Annotated in this window: 14 protein-coding genes and 1 pseudogene; 7 read left to right on the top strand and 8 right to left on the bottom strand. The window is 62.1% G+C overall.

Annotated features, from left to right (window positions below; genetic code table 11):
* Positions 1-165 precede the first annotated feature (165 nt).
* Together groES and groL are read left to right on the top strand one after the other, a co-directional pair.
* Positions 166-480 (top strand): co-chaperone GroES, encoded by a 315-nt coding sequence (gene groES, locus ABIE41_RS06790; RefSeq protein WP_192645077.1) that lies wholly within the window; start codon positions 166-168, stop codon positions 478-480.
* A gap of 59 nt (positions 481-539) precedes the next feature.
* A pseudogene (groL, locus tag ABIE41_RS06785) lies at positions 540-2,166 on the top strand (chaperonin GroEL).
* Between the two features lie 163 nt (positions 2,167-2,329).
* Here the strand turns inward: groL and ABIE41_RS06780 are convergent.
* The gene (locus tag ABIE41_RS06780) at positions 2,330-3,253 is read right to left on the bottom strand and encodes a LysR family transcriptional regulator (RefSeq protein WP_192645075.1); all 924 of its coding nucleotides are present in this window, start codon (positions 3,251-3,253) and stop codon (positions 2,330-2,332) included.
* A gap of 67 nt (positions 3,254-3,320) precedes the next feature.
* Between ABIE41_RS06780 and ABIE41_RS06775 the strand changes: the two genes are divergently transcribed.
* Genes ABIE41_RS06775 through ABIE41_RS06765 form a run of 3 tightly spaced genes read left to right on the top strand, consistent with a single transcriptional unit; the run spans position 3,321 to position 5,409 of the window.
* Complete coding sequence (locus tag ABIE41_RS06775; protein WP_192645074.1) at positions 3,321-3,761, top strand: ester cyclase; 441 nt, start codon at positions 3,321-3,323, stop codon at positions 3,759-3,761.
* 46 nt (positions 3,762-3,807) lie between these two features.
* A complete protein-coding gene (locus tag ABIE41_RS06770) occupies positions 3,808-4,701 on the top strand; it encodes an MBL fold metallo-hydrolase (RefSeq protein ID WP_192645073.1) in 894 nt (297 codons plus the stop codon).
* Positions 4,702-4,746: 45 nt separating this feature from the next.
* Complete coding sequence (locus ABIE41_RS06765; RefSeq protein WP_192645072.1) at positions 4,747-5,409, top strand: SDR family NAD(P)-dependent oxidoreductase; 663 nt, start codon at positions 4,747-4,749, stop codon at positions 5,407-5,409.
* A 166-nt stretch (positions 5,410-5,575) separates the two neighbouring features.
* On the opposite strand, the gene ABIE41_RS06760 is transcribed toward ABIE41_RS06765, so the two are convergent.
* The 3 genes from ABIE41_RS06760 to ABIE41_RS06750 all read right to left on the bottom strand — a co-directional run bounded on the left by ABIE41_RS06760 (position 5,576) and on the right by ABIE41_RS06750 (position 10,806).
* Positions 5,576-5,698: a hypothetical protein gene (locus ABIE41_RS06760; protein WP_354191811.1), complete on the bottom strand. Its 123-nt coding sequence runs from the start codon at positions 5,696-5,698 to the stop codon at positions 5,576-5,578.
* 431 nt (positions 5,699-6,129) lie between these two features.
* A complete protein-coding gene (locus ABIE41_RS06755; RefSeq protein WP_192645071.1) occupies positions 6,130-7,182 on the bottom strand; it encodes a DUF4892 domain-containing protein in 1,053 nt (350 codons plus the stop codon).
* 939 nt (positions 7,183-8,121) lie between these two features.
* A complete protein-coding gene (locus ABIE41_RS06750) occupies positions 8,122-10,806 on the bottom strand; it encodes a methyl-accepting chemotaxis protein (RefSeq protein ID WP_354191810.1) in 2,685 nt (894 codons plus the stop codon).
* A gap of 206 nt (positions 10,807-11,012) precedes the next feature.
* On the opposite strand from ABIE41_RS06750, the gene ABIE41_RS06745 reads away from it, so the two are divergent.
* The gene (locus ABIE41_RS06745) at positions 11,013-11,231 is read left to right on the top strand and encodes a hypothetical protein (RefSeq protein ID WP_192645069.1); all 219 of its coding nucleotides are present in this window, start codon (positions 11,013-11,015) and stop codon (positions 11,229-11,231) included.
* 215 nt (positions 11,232-11,446) lie between these two features.
* Here the strand turns inward: ABIE41_RS06745 and ABIE41_RS06740 are convergent, their stop codons facing one another.
* From ABIE41_RS06740 to ABIE41_RS06730, 3 genes are all read right to left on the bottom strand, one after another.
* Positions 11,447-11,761, bottom strand: coding sequence for a MerR family transcriptional regulator (locus ABIE41_RS06740; protein ID WP_192645068.1), 315 nt, complete (start codon positions 11,759-11,761; stop codon positions 11,447-11,449).
* A 205-nt stretch (positions 11,762-11,966) separates the two neighbouring features.
* Positions 11,967-14,312 (bottom strand): methyl-accepting chemotaxis protein, encoded by a 2,346-nt coding sequence (locus ABIE41_RS06735; RefSeq protein WP_192645067.1) that lies wholly within the window; start codon positions 14,310-14,312, stop codon positions 11,967-11,969.
* A gap of 608 nt (positions 14,313-14,920) precedes the next feature.
* A complete protein-coding gene (locus ABIE41_RS06730) occupies positions 14,921-15,952 on the bottom strand; it encodes an alpha/beta fold hydrolase (protein WP_192645066.1) in 1,032 nt (343 codons plus the stop codon).
* Between the two features lie 328 nt (positions 15,953-16,280).
* Here ABIE41_RS06730 and ABIE41_RS06725 point away from each other — a divergent pair, with 328 nt between their 5' ends.
* Complete coding sequence (locus ABIE41_RS06725; protein WP_192645065.1) at positions 16,281-16,544, top strand: hypothetical protein; 264 nt, start codon at positions 16,281-16,283, stop codon at positions 16,542-16,544.
* Here the strand turns inward: ABIE41_RS06725 and ABIE41_RS06720 are convergent.
* Positions 16,534-16,977 carry a Ros/MucR family transcriptional regulator gene (locus ABIE41_RS06720; protein ID WP_192645064.1) on the bottom strand — a complete coding sequence of 148 codons (444 nt, stop codon included), beginning with the start codon at positions 16,975-16,977 and terminating at the stop codon, positions 16,534-16,536. The genes ABIE41_RS06725 and ABIE41_RS06720 overlap by 11 nt on opposite strands.
* Positions 16,978-17,255: the final 278 nt, after the last annotated feature.

Genomic DNA, 17,255 nt, shown 5'->3' with positions numbered 1-17,255 from the left:
TTTAGCACTCGCTCGAAAAAAGTGCTGCCACCCTCTTGAACTGCGAAATTGGCAAAACCAGATGATCGCGCGGGCGAACCTGCCGCAGGGCGCCGCGGTTCCTTAGCCGCGCCGCCGGGGCGTCGCCTGCTTTGACCTGTGACCGACATGAAAACGGAGGAACTCATGAAGTTTCGGCCACTGCATGACCGCGTCGTCGTGAAGCGCATCGACGCCGAGGAGAAGACCAAGGGCGGGATTATCATCCCCGACACCGCCAAGGAGAAGCCTCAGGAGGGCGAGATCATCGCCGTCGGCCCCGGCGCCCGCGACGAGCAGGGCAAGCTCGTGCCGCTCGACGTAAAGGTCGGCGACCGCGTGCTCTTCGGCAAATGGTCCGGCACCGAGGTGAAGATCGACGGCGAGGATCTCCTGATCATGAAGGAGAGCGACATCATGGGTGTCGTCGAGGCCACCGCCTCCCTGAAGAAGGCCGCCTGACGAGGCTTCGTCTCCAACCCATCAACCTGAAACCCTCAAGTCTGAAGGAGTGAGGAATCATGGCTGCGAAAGACGTCAAGTTTTCGCAAGACGCCCGCGAACGCATGCTGCGCGGCGTCGACACACTGGCCAATGCGGTCAAGGTCACGCTCGGTCCTAAGGGCCGCAATGTCGTGATCGAGAAGTCGTTCGGCGCGCCGCGCATCACCAAGGACGGCGTCACCGTCGCCAAGGAGATCGAGCTCGCCGACAAGTTCGAGAACATGGGCGCGCAGATGGTGCGCGAGGTGGCCAGCAAGCAGAACGATGCGGCCGGCGACGGCACCACGACCGCGACCGTGCTGGCTCAGGCGATCGTCCGCGAGGGTGCCAAGGCGGTCGCCGCCGGTATCAATCCGATGGACCTCAAGCGTGGCATCGACCTCGCCGTAGAGGCTGTCACCGCGTCGCTCGGCAAGCATTCCAAGACCATCACCGGCTCGGAAGAGGTCGCGCAGGTCGGCACGATCTCGGCCAATGGCGACCGCGCCATCGGTGAGATGATCGCCGAGGCGATGAAGAAGGTCGGCAATGAGGGCGTCATCACCGTCGAGGAAGCCAAGACCGCCGAGACCGAGCTCGACGTCGTCGAGGGCATGCAGTTCGACCGCGGCTATCTCTCGCCCTATTTCGTCACCAACTCCGAAAAGATGATCGCGGAGCTGGAAGATCCCTACATCCTGATCCACGAGAAGAAGCTCTCGGGCCTGCAGACCATGCTGCCGCTGCTGGAAGCGGTGGTGCAGACTGGCAAGCCGCTGCTGATCGTGGCCGAGGACGTCGAAGGCGAGGCGCTCGCCACTCTCGTCGTCAACAAGCTGCGTGGCGGACTTAAGATCGCAGCCGTCAAGGCGCCGGGCTTCGGTGACCGCCGCAAGGCCATGCTGGAAGACATCGCGATCCTCACCGGCGGCACCGCGATCTCCGAGGATCTCGGAATCAAGTTGGATAACGTGACGCTCGACATGCTCGGCCGCGCCAAGAAGGTCCGGATCGAGAAGGAGAACACCACGATCGTCGACGGTGCGGGCTCCAAGAAGGAGATCGATGCCCGCGTTTCGCAGATCAAGGCGCAGATCGAGGAGACCACCTCGGACTATGACCGTGAAAAGCTGCAGGAGCGCCTCGCCAAGCTCGCCGGCGGCGTGGCGGTGATCCGCGTCGGCGGCGCGACCGAAGTCGAGGTCAAGGAAAAGAAGGATCGCGTCGATGACGCCCTGAACGCGACCCGCGCGGCCGTGGAAGAGGGCATCCTGCCTGGTGGCGGCGTTGCCCTACTGCGCGCGGCCAAGGCGCTGGACGGGCTGAAGGCCGGCAATGACGACCAGAAGACCGGCATCGAGATCGTCCGCAAGGCGATCACGGCGCCGGCCCGCCAGATCGTCGAGAATGCCGGCGACGACGGCGCCGTCGTGGTCGGCAAGCTGCTCGAGTCCAAGGACTATGCCTGGGGCTATGACGCGCAGTCCGGCGAGTATCGCGACATGGTCAAGGCGCGGGATCATCGACCCGACCAAGGTCGTGCGCACGGCGATCCAGGACGCAGCCTCGGTCGCAGGCCTGCTGATCACCACCGAGGCGATGGTCGCGGAGCTGCCGAAGAAGGACGCGGCGCCTGCCATGCCGGCGGGCGGGATGGACTACTAAGCTATAGTCGGGGGCGCCGCGTTTACCGCGGTGCCCCTTGTCCGTCCCAACGCCTTTAGACACGTATGCTGGAACAGAAAGCGTATGAATGAGGGCACGTTCGCACGGCTTGCGAAGGTCGGGTTCATGGCGTGACGCCAGTGTCAGGAGATGGCGCGGAGCTTCAAAGCTGCATAGCTGCGGCGGTGATCCGACTACGAAGCCAAGCATTAGCTTGGTCATTACGAGCCTGCGGGTTCCACAGCATTTCGATTCGCCAGGCCGGCATCGGCAGTGGAAGTGGAAAGCTGACGAGACCAACCTCGGTCAGTTTTGCGGCGATCCTGCCTGGCAAGGCGGTAACGAAATTGCTTGAGGCGATCAGCGCAGGCAGCGCCATCATATGGGGAAGCGTCACCACGATCTGTCTCGCGAGGCCGCGCTCTGCGAGAACGCGGTCAATTGCGCCAACGGCATCCCGACGGATCGAAACCAGGGCATGCCGCTGTCGAAGGTAGGTATCGAGCGTCATTCCGCCATCCTGAAGCGCAGGATGTCCCGAGCGAGCTACACCGACAAAGTTCTCTTGGCAGAGACGTTGACGAACCGAGCGCTCAGGCGGCTTCTGGAATACGCCGAGGGCCAGATCGATAACGCCCCGGTCGATAAGCGCGCCGATGTCGTCCTTATCATAGCCGACGATGCGCAACTTCGCCTCCGGCGCCTCGGTTTCCATCATGGCCAGGAACGGGGGCAGGAGAACCGTGGTGGTGTAGTCCGTACTGGCGATCGTGAAGGTCTGGCCTGTCCCGCGCGGATCGAAGGCGAGGCTGGGATTCAGGGCTTGGCGAAGGTGAGCCAATGCCGTCGCAACCGCTGGTGCGATCTGCAGCGCTTTTGGTGTTGGTTGCATTTCGCCACCGGCGCGCACGAACAGCTCATCGCCAAAGAGCTTCCTCAGTCGCCCAAGCGCGCCGCTGACAGCGGGTTGCCGCAGGCCAAGCTGAGCCGCGGCCCGGCTGATGCTTCGGGTTTCCCTGATCGCATCAAACGCAACAAGCAGGTTGAGGTCGATCCCGTTCAGCGTCATCGCTGTCAGCAATACCAACTATCGCTATCGAGGCATAGACGGGGACGGCGCCGCTCGCCAAGTCAGATGAAGCAGGAGGTGAGATATGTCCGACCCAGCTTCGATCGTCAGCCCCTTCATCACGCAGTTTCTTGGTACTGGCGATCTCACTGTTGCAGACGCCACCTTACACCCCAAAGTGCAAGGCATCACCGGCCTGAAGCCAATGGGCCCCATCGACGGACGAGAAGAATACAAGGCCATCGTCACGGCGTTCGTCTCAGCCTTCCCGGCCGAAAGCCCGGTTGAGATCATCGACCAATTCGTCTCGCAGGACGGAGCCCGTGTCGTGACGCGCTTTCATTCGCGGCAACGGCATGCAGGCGAGTTCTTCGGTGTTGCCGCCACGAACCGCGTCATCCTGTTCGATGAGACACATGTAGCCCGGGTCACTGACGGAATGATCGTCGAAAACATCGTCAGTGCGACCAATCTCGAATTCGAGATGCTGATGGCACCGGTCCTGACGCCCCTGATCTTGAAGTGAGGTCCGGTCGATGAGGACCTCACCGCCAACCCGACGTGCCCTCTTGATGGGCGCCGCTGCGTTTTCGCTTCCACTTCCCGTGCGTGCGAAGGCCTATCAGCCCAGTGGTCCCCTCAGTATCGTGAAATTCGATCGACCGGGCGACGCGTCCGTCAATTCATACATCCTGGTCGGCCCGCGCTCACAGGTGATCCTGGATTGCCAGCGGACGGCCGTGGAGGCGCAGCAGCTCGTGGCTATGGCTCGCGGCCTAAATCTTCCCGTCGAAGCGATCGTGCTCTCACATGAGCACCCTGATCATGTTGGCGGCGCTCAGGTGGTCCGTGACGCTTTCCCGGACGCCGCGCTGCTTGCAAGTGAGACAACGCATGACGCGATCCGTCGCGATGGCGCGGCGATGATGGCCGAGATGAAGCGGTTCTTGGGGCCGGTGATGCCGGATGCAGTACCGATCCCGACGCGCGTTCTTCGTCCGGGCGAACGTCTGAGGCTGGCCGACGTCGAATGGCGGGTTGATCAGCTCGGCCCTTGTGAGGCGGTAGGGATGACCATGCTCCACGCAGAAGCCCAAGGTATACTATTCGCCGCTGATCTCGTCGGGAACCGCGTGACGCCCTGGTTGGTAGATGGCCACACAACGGCATGGCTGGCAGAACTGGCCACCGCCAGACAGCGCTATGTAGGGGTTGGCCTCGCGTTGCCAGGCCATGGCTCCGCCGCGCCGATGGTTGCGTTGATCGACGAACAACGGGCCTATCTTGAGAGCTTCCGTACCGAAGTGATGGCCACCATCGGAACCGCACAGCCGACGCCAGAAGCCCTCTCAGCGATCCGCAGCAAGACAGAGGCGCGTTATCCTGGCTATCCGAAGGTGGCGCCCCCTCCCGATCTCGTCGAGCGCAATGCCCGCGCCGTGGCCGCAGAGCTCGCCAGGCGCTGACATCGACAGCGGCCGTAAAGAATTTCGAACGCGCAGGTTTGCATCATGAATCATGCTGTCATTGCGGGCTATGGCCCAGGAATGGGAGCGGCATTGGCTCGCCGCTTCGCCAGCGAAGGCTATTCTATATCGCTGTTGGCGCGCGGAAGAGCCGCGTTGGACGAGGCGGTGACCGCCTTCGCTGACCAGGGCATAATCGCGCGCGGATTTGAGGTCGATCTTTCCCAGCCGTCGGTAATCCAGTGCGCTTTGGCGGAGGTCGCGGCGGCAACGAGCGATCCCGATGTCCTGATCTACAATGCCGCTCGCTGGCGAGAGGCGGCGACGATGGCACTTTCGCCGCAGGACTTTGCGCAAGACCTCTCGCTGGCCATCACTGGAGCCCTCGTTTGTGCTCAGAGCGTCTATCCGGCCATGCGTGCGCGAGGCTCAGGGACGATGCTTTTCACTGGTGGTGGTCTCGCGCTCTATCCCGCCTCTGGCGTTGGCGTTGCCTCTCTGACAGCGGGAAAGACAGGCCTGCGGGGCCTGGTCTATGCGATGGCTCCCGAGCTCGCACCAGACGGTATTCACGTAGCCACAGTGACCATTGCTGGCCAGGTCGCCACGGGTACGGCATTCGACCCCGACATGATCGCGGGTCACTACTGGGACCTTCATAACCAGCCACAGAGTGCTTGGGAGATCGAGCGCGTTTACCGAGGCTGATGTGCTGTCAGCCACCTTCGGCTCAATTGGATCACGAGAGAGTAGCGGCATTTCCGCGACGGGTGGCCTTCTTCGGCGTGCCGTACAAAAACGTCAGCCGATCTCCGAGCCGCTGAGAAAACGCTGCCAAAGCTGCGCTCGCTCAGCAAGCATTGGCCACGAGGGTTCAGATTCGGCCGTCACGCCAGAGCATGACCGCGAGCCCGACAAACCAGACCAGCGTCAGGGGAACGGCCGCACTTTGGATCAGAGCGGCAACCGGGAATGCGACCCGCAGCGCGGTGGCCATGAACATCGCCCCCAAGACGATACCGCCAAGGCCGAGCCAGCTCTTGTCCGCCTGCCTCAGGGCGAAGCCGATCGCGACGAGCCAGATTCCGCTGAGGAGCTGGACACCGCGGCGTCCGTGCTTCGCAGTTGGCCTCGATCATTCAACCCTTGATTGCCAAGGGCGGCCCCACATTAGTGTGGAAACAGCAGCTGCCGATCACGACCAGGGCGATCAACAGCCAAATCCAAAGGTCGGGGCGTCTGAACATCGCAGGCCATCTTCTCAAAAGTGGCCAACGAAACCAGCAATCAAGAGTTCCCAGCGAACCGCATCACCCATCAACTCGGGTGAGCGCCACTCTTCCTGAAGTTGTCGACCGCGCGCTTTGCCAGGTCGTCCTCGTCGATCGCGAGGTCGGTATCCAACTCCCCGCCCGCACTGTGGCCCTGTCAGCGGGGGACTATTTCGACGCGGCGGTTCCGGCTGCGTCCTGGTTCCTCGGCATTACTAGCGACCGGCGCGAGCATCCCGACACCGAAGCCGGTCAGTCGGCCGGCTTGGATGCCGTGCCCTTTTATAAGAGCCTCTGTAACCGCCGCTGCTCGACGCCTGGACAGATCGAGGTTGTATTCGTGTGCGCCTTGATTATCCGTGTGGCCGACGACGAAGAACGTGCCCGAGCCCATTTTCAGGAAGGCCGCGATCTGCTCGATCTGCGGTCGGGATTCCGGCTTGATAGTGGCCTTGTCGGTATCAAACTGGACACCGTATAGAACGGCGCGCCCTTGTGTGGCGATATCCCCGGCCATCTTGCGAGCGTCGACAAGCTCCATCCTCTGCTCGCGTTGCCGGTCTTCGACCACAGTGACGATAGCGATCGCGCGGCCGTCAAAATTTTTGCAATCCCGGGAGGCCTTAACCTCGGCAGCGAAGACCGCTACATGGGCTCCATCGGCCTTTATCAACTGATAGCGTTGGTTGGCATTACTGGCCGTCAGAACGCACCAGCCTGCGGAATAAAGCGCTTTCGGCACCTGATCGCGTGGGAAGACGTGGTGGATCAGCCCTTGCTCGCCACCGCCCGAATCTGCAGCCCTGCCGAGGCTGCCACCACAAGCCTGCTCCCTGCACTGGTACAGGGTCTGTCCGTTACGAGCCTGCAGCTCCTGGTCATAGCCAGATGTGGCTTCGAGCGGGCTGCGCCCCGCGGGTAGGAGATAAACGAAGCGCGTTCTGCGCCCTTGCAAGGTTGTCACGGATTCCGGGGTGCGCAGCAGGTTGTTGGACACCGGGTCTCGCCCGTCCTTGGGCTTGAGCGGTCCCGAGACCAGATCGGCCTCATCGAATGCCGACTGTGAGAAATCGAGGATCACCGAGCCTGCATAACGCTTCAGCCACGGCAGGTCGCTGCCCAAAACATCCTTCGGCGGAACCGCGGTGTCGGCTAGCGCAGAACCGCATATCGCAGCGGCAAGCATATATACGACCAGGCCAACGCGCATGGTATGTCTCCCGAAGAAGCAGCCTAGTCCCAATCATTACAGGATGCCGGCAAGTGTTGGAAATCATTGTTGGGTGTTGTGAACCGCCCCTGGTTTCCCCGCAGATCAATTCGCTTCTTCATCTCCGTCGCATTTCGACGGAGTCCAATTCGAGCCGAGGGCTTCAGGGGGCAACGTCAGCGGTGATGTGGTCGGTCTGCGTGACGTCGACCAGCTCGTGGTTTGGTGCCTGAGCTAGGGGTGCGGATGGGATTGGCTTTGCGCTCACAGGCAGCCAATCGAAGTCGATCCGAAAGCCGACGCTTCAAACCACGTCGGTATGAAGGCCGGCGTCGCTGCGCGGTCGCTGTGGCAGCGGGGTTCGCATTTGGCCCCTTAGCCGACATTTGGAATGTCCGCTTTAGGGCAGCGCATACTTTTGGACGTTAGCCGACCTCTGGAGCGTCTGCTGCCGGGCGGTCGGATACCTGAGTGGCCGGTCGGCAGATCGACGAGACGAGGGCTTCCAAATCGGCTTTGAGCTTCCGATCAGGCTGAAACGCGATTAGGTGCCAAATCTGGGCCCCGACCTCCTCTGCCACTTGGTAAAGCTGCTCCAGCCGGCAGTCTTCAGGACGCTCGCCGAGGGCAGGCAGCACTTTTACGAGTTCTGTCGCACAACGTCTGACTGGGTGCCCGGGAGGGCGCTTGGCTGCGCAAAGTGCAACGCCGGCAATCATGGACGAGATGATGCGTACCATCACCCTGAATGCCTGATCGGGTGGCATCGACGCGATACCCTCTGCGATTTCCGGCAACAGTGGGCTTCTGATCACCGAGAATCCGAGTGGGGCTACGGATAGCATCATTCAGTCCTGGGAAAAGAGCCACGCTGCCAAGTCGGCAGTGCCTGCGTTGGGCGACAAACCGAGAGACTCTCTTGGAGCCTTTCAGCGTGGCTCAGAACTCTTCCCAGCCGGAGTCGCCGGCGCGGCTGTTGGCGACCTTCTTCGCCGGGGCCGGCGCGGGTGCGGCGGCCTTGGCCGGAGCAGGCCGCGGCGCCGCGGTCCGGGCCGGGGTTCGTGCGAAGGCTGTTTCCGCGAGCTGGCGCAGGCGGGCGGGCTCGGTCGAGGCCGACATCGCGCCATGGCCGGCGGAAGCGCCGTCGGGCCCGGTCCTGAACGCCGCCACGAGGTCGTTGAGCTGGCCGATGCGGTTGGAGAGCGAGCCGGCCGAGGCTGCGCTCTGCTCGGCCAGTGCCGCATTCTGCTGGGTCATCTCGTCGAGATGGGCGACAGCCTGGCTCATCTCGTCGATGCCGTTGGCCTGCTCGCCCGACGCCGCCGAGATGTCGGCGATGGTGGCGGCGACCTTCTTCGAGGCGGAGAGAATCTGGCTGAGCTGCTCGCCCGCCTGACGGACGAGCTTGACGCCTTCGCCGACCTCGCTGTTGGAGGACGAGATCAGCGCCGAGATGTCCTTGGCCGCCTCGCTGGAGCGCTGGGCGAGCGTCCGGACTTCAGAGGCCACGACCGCAAAACCCTTGCCGGCATCGCCGGCGCGGGCCGCTTCCACCGCCGCGTTGAGCGCGAGCAGGTTGGTCTGGAAGGCGATGTCGTCGATCACCCGGATGATGTCGGAGATCTTGGTCGATGCGCCCTCGATGCGGGCCATGGCGTCCACAGCCTGGCCGGCGATGGTGCCGCCAGTCTGGGCCGCCTCCATCGCTTCGTTCGCGATCGAAGCCGCCTGGCGCGAGGCCTGGGCCGAGGCCTTCACCGAGGCCGCGAGCTCTTCGGTGGTCGCGGCGGTCTCTTCCAGGCTCGAGGCCTGCTCTTCCGTGCGCTTCGAGAGATCGTCGGCGCCCATGTTGATCTCGCGCGCCGCGAGCCCGACATCAGCAGAGGTCAACTGTATGGTCTGGACTGTCTCGGCCAGACGCTGAACGGTCCCGTTGATGCTGCTTTTAAGGGCGCCGAGCACACCACGATAATCGCCCTGGACCGTATGAGTCAGGTCGGCTCCGGCGACAGCGTCCATGACTTCAGCAAATTCCGTCGTCGCCTTCTCCACCAGAGCTGAGACGTTGTTGAGGCCAACGGCGATTTCGCGAACGAACCCCTCCTTGTTGTCAAGCGGCAGCCTCGCCGAGAAGTCGCCGTTCTGGGCGGCGCCAACGACGGCCGCGACTTCGGCCTGACCCAGGAGCTCGGCTGTCACGTTGCGCCAGACGAGCGTGTGGCCAATCGTCGAGCCATCGTCGGCGCGGATGTAGGCCATGTCGACCAGGATGGTCTCGTTGTCGATGTCGTAGCGGACCTTCCGGATATCGCCATTGTCGATCAGCAGTTTCCTGGAGAGATTGGGGTTGGTGCGGTAGTAGTCGAGATGCTGACCGACCATTTTCTCAACAGCGAAGTCGCCCTTCACGGCACGGAAAACGGGCTCCATTCTCATCAGCATCTCGACCAGGGACGCGCTGAGGAAGGTGATGTTCTCGTCCGGGTCGGTGATCATCAGCATGGTCGGCGACTGGTTCATCGCCGCGATTGTCAGCGCGCTGGCCTCGGCCTCGTGCTTGCCTCGATCCAGGGCGCGCGCGATCTCGCCAATCTCGTTGGCGAGGTTCAGATGCGGAACGGGCTCGGAGAAGTCGTTCTTCTGGAACCGGCGCATCGTTTTGATCAGATCCGCAATCGGATTGCGGATCGACCTGACAAAGCTCAGTGCGATGCCCATGGCCACGAGTACGCCGAGAAGCGCCAATGCAAACTCAATGAACGCCTTTGATTTCAGACCTTCAATGCGCTGATCGAGAAGGCTGACGAGATTGCTCTCGACAGCCTGCCAGAGAGCATCCGATCTTGCAGCGAAAGCTGCCTCGGCGGCGTCGAATTCAGCGGGCTTCAGCGGACTGGGAAGGTTGCTGGCGATCACTTTCCGAAGAGTGGTAGTCAGCGACGACAGGCGGTCAGCGGCAGCATTGAAGGTTGCCAGTTGCTCGCCAAGTGTGGAGCCAAGGTCCTGCCGACTATCCTGTGCTGACTTGATTGACGAACGCAGAGCTGAAAGTCCCATATCGAAGCGCGTCGAGGCTTGAATGAACGCCTCGTACTCGGTCATCGACACTTCCCGGCCAACACCGACGAACGCCTGGTAGCTCTGCTCCATCAGCGCCCGCGCCACGACGATCTCGGGAAGCCTGACGGTCGCAGCGTCCATCAGGTAGTAGGTCGTGACCTCGGGATCGAGAGTCAGATTGGAGCCGTCGGCGATCTTCTGGATGGCAACCTGACCGCGGTCCATGGCAGCCTCGCGATCCTGCGGGTTGGCAAGCGCCTGCCGGAATGCCTCAACCGCTGCCGTCGCGGAAAATCGACCCGAAACGGTCTCGGCCCGCTTCACGGCTTCCAAAGCAGCGGGCGTGAGGCTACTGTCCGGTCGGGCCGCTTCCGCCAAACCAGCCCAAACGTCCCTGACCGCCTTGGCGCCTTCAAGCTCAAGCGATGAGAACGCAACGTCCTTCTGAACAGCCTGTCCGATCAGCAAAGCAAAATGCCCGATAGGCAGCATCAAAACGGCCATGATCGCGGCGATCTTCGCGCCCACGCTGAGGGACGCGATCCGGGTAGCCATTGTTTTCATCGAAGGGGGTCCGCAGCCGGAATAAGCTGCTGAAATCGTGCGGCGGACACCTTAAATATTACCTAAGGGAATTACATAACCAGCAGGTTGATTACGCCTGGCTTGGGATTAGGAGACCTGTCGCTACGACGTCAGTAGGGCGGCTCTCTGCTGACACCGATTGTTGACGATTGGACCATACACGACAGGCTAGTCAGGAGGCCGCCATGTCCGCGCAGGGGTTTCAGTTTCAGGTGACGTCCCGGACGCAACCCGGTGTTCAGGTATTTGTCGTAGCTGCAGCGACGCTATCAAGCGCGGAGAGGATCCTTCAGCGCAACAAAGCCGTTGCCGCAGGATCGACGATTGAACTCAAGCGACAGGTTACTGCTGACGACCTGGCCAAATATGGACTTGCGTCCGGAGACGTTGTCAAAATCTGCTGAACATCGCCGCCCACCCGTCGGCAAATATCGAAGATCCCCGACTGGCGTATTCAACAGGGCGATCGTTCTGCAATAGTCATCCTCACTGCACCGAATTTGCCGAGCGTGCTGGCAACTCGGCCAAGACAGCTTCTTGCCCGTTCCACAAGACTGCTTGGGAGACGTCCTCAGCATGAGCCTGTCTACAAGACAGCAGGCACCCTGTTCGGCTCAGGTCAGTCAGTTCTGAGACGCTCTTTTAACAGGGAAATGGCTTCCTGTAACTCTGCGATTTGATCGAGGCAAAACGCGAGCTGTTGCCGATATCGATCAGCAGACATATCGCCACTTGCAATTTCGTTCAGCGTAAAGCCCATCTTGGTCAGCTTGACGATTTCCGCCAACTGCGCCCGATCTTCTTCGTTAAAGATGCGAGGTACATTTGAAATAGTAGCATCACGAGACGGCTTCAATAAACTCTTCTGCTCATAGAAGCGGATTGTTCGCGGCGTGAGCCCAAACTCCACGGACATCTCGCGAATCGAGTACATCGGCATGTCCTACCGGTAGCGCTCGGCCTGTAGGCTGGCAACGCGCACTCTCCGACGGATGATGCAATCAGCCTTGCCTCCTATCGCATCAGAGCAACTTTAAATGCCTCTTCGAACTCGAATGCGAAAGGCCCCGCCGGATCGGCAGGGCCTTGGTCTGTAGGAGAGCGGCTAAGGGCGGGTCGGGCGCCCGAGGGAGCCGCGCTCAGAACTCTTCCCGGCCGGAGTCGCCGGCGCGGCTGTTGGCGACCTTCCTGGCCGGGGCCGGCGCGGGGGCGGCGGCCTTGGCCGGAGCAGGACGCGGCGCCGCGGTCCGGTCCGGGGCTCGTGCGAAGGCCGTCTCCGCGAGCTGGCGTAGGCGGGCGGGCTCAGTCGCGGTCGACATCGTGCCATGGCCGATCCCATCGGGCCCGGTCCTGAAGGCGGCGACGAGGTCGTTGAGCTGGCCGATGCGGCTGGTGAGCGAGCCGGCCGACGCCGCGCTCTGTTCGGCGAGTGCCGCGTTCTGCTGGGTCATCTCGTCGAGATGCGCGATAGCCTGGCTCATCTCGTCGATGCCGTTGGCCTGTTCGCCCGACGCCGCCGAGATGTCGGCGATGGTGGCGGCGACCTTCTTCGAGGCGGAGAGGATCTGGCTGAGCTGCTCGCCGGCCTGACGGACGAGCTTGACGCCCTCGCCGACCTCGCTGTTCGAGGACGAGATCAGGGCCGAGATGTCCTTCGCCGCCTCGCTGGAACGCTGGGCGAGCGTGCGGACTTCAGAGGCCACGACCGCAAACCCCTTGCCGGCATCGCCGGCCCGGGCCGCTTCCACCGCCGCGTTCAGCGCCAGCAGGTTGGTCTGGAAGGCGATGTCGTCGATGACGCGGATGATGTCGGAGATCTTGGTCGATGCGCCCTCGATGCGGGCCATGGCGTCCACCGCCTGGCCGGCGATGGTGCCGCCGGTCTGGGCCGCCTCCATCGCTTCGTTGGCGATCGAAGCCGCCTGGCGCGAGGCCTGGGCCGAGGCCTTCACCGAGGCCGCGAGCTCTTCCGTGGTCGCGGCGGTCTCTTCCAGGCTCGAGGCCTGCTCCTCGGTGCGCTTCGACAGGTCGTCCGCACCCATGTTGATCTCGCGGGCGGCGAGCCCGACCTCCGACGAGGTCAGCTGGATCGTCTTCACCGTGGCCGAGAGGCGGTCCACCGTTTCGTTGATGGCGCCCTTCAGCTCGGCAAACTTGCCGCGATAGGCGGCATCGACCCGCACCGTCAGGTCGCCGGCGGCGACCGCCGAGAGCGTGCGGGCGAACTCGCTGGTGGCGGAATCCACCACCGCATTGATCTCGTTGATGCCGGCGACAAGCTTCTGCATCTGCTCGTCGGCCTGGTCGATCTGCAGACGCGCCGAGAAATCGCCCGCCGCCGCAGCAGCCACCACCTCGCCGACATCAGAGACCACAGCCTCCATCGACTGGGCCCGCGCCAAGCGCCGCTCGGCTGCCGCGCGCTCCTGCTCCTCCAGTGCCCGCACCTTGACGAGGTTCTCCCGGAACACCTGCAGCGCCTTCGCCATCGTGCCGATCTCATCCTGCCTATCGGCATGCGGGATCGGTGTTTCCAGATCCCCGCTGGCGAGACGATCGGTCGTTTTCGTCAGGTCCTGGATCGTGCGGACGTTGCGGCTGACGACGATCATGACGAGCGGCAAGATCACTAGCAGAAAGACGAGTGCCTTCAATGCGAGGGCCAGCTCGAAAGCCTTCAGCTGTTCGAGGTCGGCCCGGTTGTCACGCAAGGTGACAATCTGGACCGGCTCGCCGCCCAGCGTGCGCAGGGACAACGCCGCGACGGTGTATGGGACAGAGCCCACCGAGATCTCACCGGTCTCACCCTGCCGCTCCGGCAGGGAAGGAAGCTGCTGCAGACCTGGGACCGTCGAGGCCAGCGGCTTGCCGCGATAAGCGAAGACGACATCGGCGCCGCTGAGCTTCTTCATCTCAGCAGCAGTTTCTGTACGGTAGCGCGAGCCGATCTTGATCGTCCCCAGCCGATTGCCCTTGCCGAGCACGGGCTGGACGGCATCGACGGAGACTTCGCCCGAACTCTGCGACACAGTCAGTCCGCTGCCCGCGGTCCCGCCAAGTGCCCGCGAGACGAGGGGGTCGCTGGCCTTGTTGTCCCCGTGCTTCGCCGGCTCATGCGCGCGCAGCACCACGATTCCGGCGGCATCGGTCACCTCGAAGGTGCCGACGACCGGGTCCTGAGTCCGCAATTGTTGGAACAGACGGCCCAGCACCTCCTGTATCCTAGCCCGATCGCCAGCCTCAAGCGACTGGATGACCTCGGGGTGCGAGGCGAAGATCGACGCGTAGGTCTTGATGCGCTGTTCGATCTTGCTGACGACGTCTTCCGCCCGGACCTGGGCCTGACGTGTATTCTCCCTCATCGCCTCCCGCGTATCGCTTTCAAGCGCGAGATGGGACAGCCCGCCAATGACAAAGACGCACAGGACAACGAGAAAGCTGACTGCGGCGACCGCCTTGGTCCGCAGGCTAGAGAATTTTAGCATTGGAGGTTCCCTCTGAGTTTGAACCTTCATAGCTACGTAACGTAAAGATGGAGTTATTGAGCGTTATGATTCATTAACTATTCAAGCGCGCGCTGTAATCGGAACTCGTCTTTAGGTTGTACGATGTAATGCTCGGACATGTGCCCTAAAATTAAGCGAAGTGCCCAGCGTCTAGGCGCCCAGATCCCATGGCAACTTGGCAGTCACGCGCAACGGAAAGTAATTTTTTGCGAGTGGTCGTCAGCGGCACTTTGGTAATGCAGGTGGTTTAAGAAATCCGCGCTCGGTCGCCGACTCAAGTGTCCGCTGTGGGGCTGCTGCTTGATGTAAGTTTGGTGGGGCATCCCGCCGGACCAGCGTCCGGCGCTTCTTGCGCGTAGCCATCGTCTCTACTGCGCCTGGCTGAGCGTGAGGCTCAGAAGAGCCGTCGCGGCCGAAGCTCTCAGCGGGCTTGTTAGCCGTGAAATTCGGCCACCACCACGTCGTCGCTGAGCGGCCTCGCGCGCACCACGAGCTTCTCGGCGTTGGTAGTCACGGTCGCGCTGCCCGACCCGGCGGCAATGGAGTGGGCCGTAATGCCGGGAACTCGCTCGGTTGGTCGGACGGCTTCAACTCGTAAGAAGCTCCTCAACCTTCTGTCGCAAGAAGGCGCGGTCAGCAGGGATGTGGATTGGATTACCGGCCCGGTGCCCGTAGATCGAGGGGATCGGAGCCAATTCGGAGGAACGAGCGTTGACGAGCAGCGGCAGTTCGTCGGCGTTGTCGCTGGGCTGGAAGTAGCTGTCGGTTGCTCCCGGCATCAGCAGAACTCTGGCCGTGATCGCAGCCAGCGCCTTGGTCAGATCGCCGCCGAACCGCGCACAGGCGCTGACGTCACCGTTCTGCCAAGTTGCGATCTGGGCGAGCAGATCGTCGCCTGCACGTCGGGCGAAAGCGCCATCCCAGGATCGCGTAAGGAAGTCCTCGCACGAGACATAGCCCAATCCCCGCCAGGCTTCTTCGCGATAGAAGGCATGCGACAGAGCCCACCCCGCATAAACCCGCCCCATCGCCCTCATGCCTACCGTCGGCTGCGTTACGAACCTGCCGTTCTGGTACGCAGGGTCCGCCTGGATCGCCGCCTTCACGCCTTCAAGAAAGACGTGGTTGAACGGCGCGCAGCGGGCACTTCCGCAGACCACAGCGACGCGCTCGACCATGTCCGGATAGAGCGCCGCCCAGTGATAGGCCTGCATGCCGCCCATCGACCAGCCATAGACGAGCTCGATCCTCTCGACCTGAAGATGCTCGACCAGAAGCCGGTGCTGGACCGCGACGGCGTCATGATAGGTGACGAGCGGATAGCGGCCATCGCTCCAGGCATCCGGCGAGTTTGAAGGCGACGAGGACAGCCCGTTGCCAAACAGGTTGGGGATGACGATGAAATAGCGCTCGGGATCGAGCACGCCGTCCGGGGCGATCAGCCAATGCGTGTCGACATGCTGGGCGCTAAATGAGGTCGGGTAAACGATGACATTGTCGCGGGCGGCATTCAGCGAGCCATAGGTCTTGTAGGCCAGCTTCATCGTGGGGAAGACCTGGCCGGAGACAAGCTGGACGTCGCCGGCATCGAAGGTGGCGTAATGATCGGTTTCAGTCATGAGCGCGCTCTCGGTCTATTGCTGCTCATACCTTTATACAGCCAACTAAACCCGCCCGGATCCGTATTCACGAATTCTGCTGATTGCCCGTATGGCGCCTGCGAAATGCGACGCAGCATAGCGGTTTTCTACGAGGCGCGGCATGGACAGTGAGAGAATTGTCGACCGCGCTAAGGAGATCGAGACCCGGATGACAGGGCCGTGAAAGCAGGCCAAGGACGCTTTAGCGACCGCTGCCGGATGGCACGCTGGTCGAGGTCGCGCGGGGTGTCAGAAAAGACGAGGCGGCGACAGCCTATCCGACGCTTCAGTGCTGAATGAAGCGTCCTTGACGATGCTCAAGCGGATCAGCAAGCCTCCGACATCAACCTTTCGGTTTGGTTGGGCGGGAGGCCGGGGCGAGACGATCGGCAGCCTCTTTTTCCAATCTCTGCGCTTTCAGATTGGCTGTCTTGGCGTCGCGCGCCTGCTCAAGCAGCTCTGTTTCAGACATTATTCTTGCCTGCACAGACGCGCGATTCTGAACGCGGAGGAATGCGTTGTCCGCATCGATACGCTGTTTCGTCTTTCCGGTTATTTACCTAGCCTTTGACCTTGGCTGAGCGTTTGCCTTTCAAGGCGGTCTTTTTGCGCTGCTGACCCAAGCCCATCGACTTTGCTAGCGCAGAGCGCGCCTCGGCATAGGCTGGAGCAACCATTGGGTAATCGGCCGGCAGGCCCCATTTCGTCCGGTATTGCTCCGGCGTCAGCCCGAATTTGCTGCTCAGATGACGCTTCAGCGACTTGAACGATTTACCGTCCTCAAGACAGATGATCGCGTCGGGTGTCACTGACTTGCGGACTGGAACTGCCGGAACCAGGGGTGCGGCGGGAGGGGCCTCTGGCTCGCCGCCGAGCTTGGTCAGTGATGCGTAGACGCTTGCGATGACACCCGGAAGGTCCGATGTGGTGACATTGTTGTTTGCCACAAAGGCTGAGACAATATCGGCTGCCAGTTCGACCAAGTTTTCGTTTTTCACCGACATTATCCCGTGTTTTTGTTAAGTCTCAACGTATTATCTCAGCCTGCCAGTGACTTGCTGATAGGCAATTCGTTCCGTTTATTTGCTTTATCCGCAAGGCAAAATAACGGTTGTCCTCTGGAATTTTTGCGACGCCAGTCAATTTTGGCCGGCGACATCGGTGTCTCGCTTGACGAAGCCTGCAGTCGCGAGAAAAGGCGGCTCGGCCGATGAGGGCGCTTTCACGTGAACGGATTTGCGCGCAGGGACGAGGCTGGCGCCTCCACGCGGCAGCGGAACCC

The organism is Bosea sp. OAE506, assembly GCF_040546595.1.
GTDB lineage: Bacteria > Pseudomonadota > Alphaproteobacteria > Rhizobiales > Beijerinckiaceae > Allobosea.
Note: the sequence above shows the minus strand (reverse complement) of the source record. Positions and strands in the feature narration are given on the sequence as shown.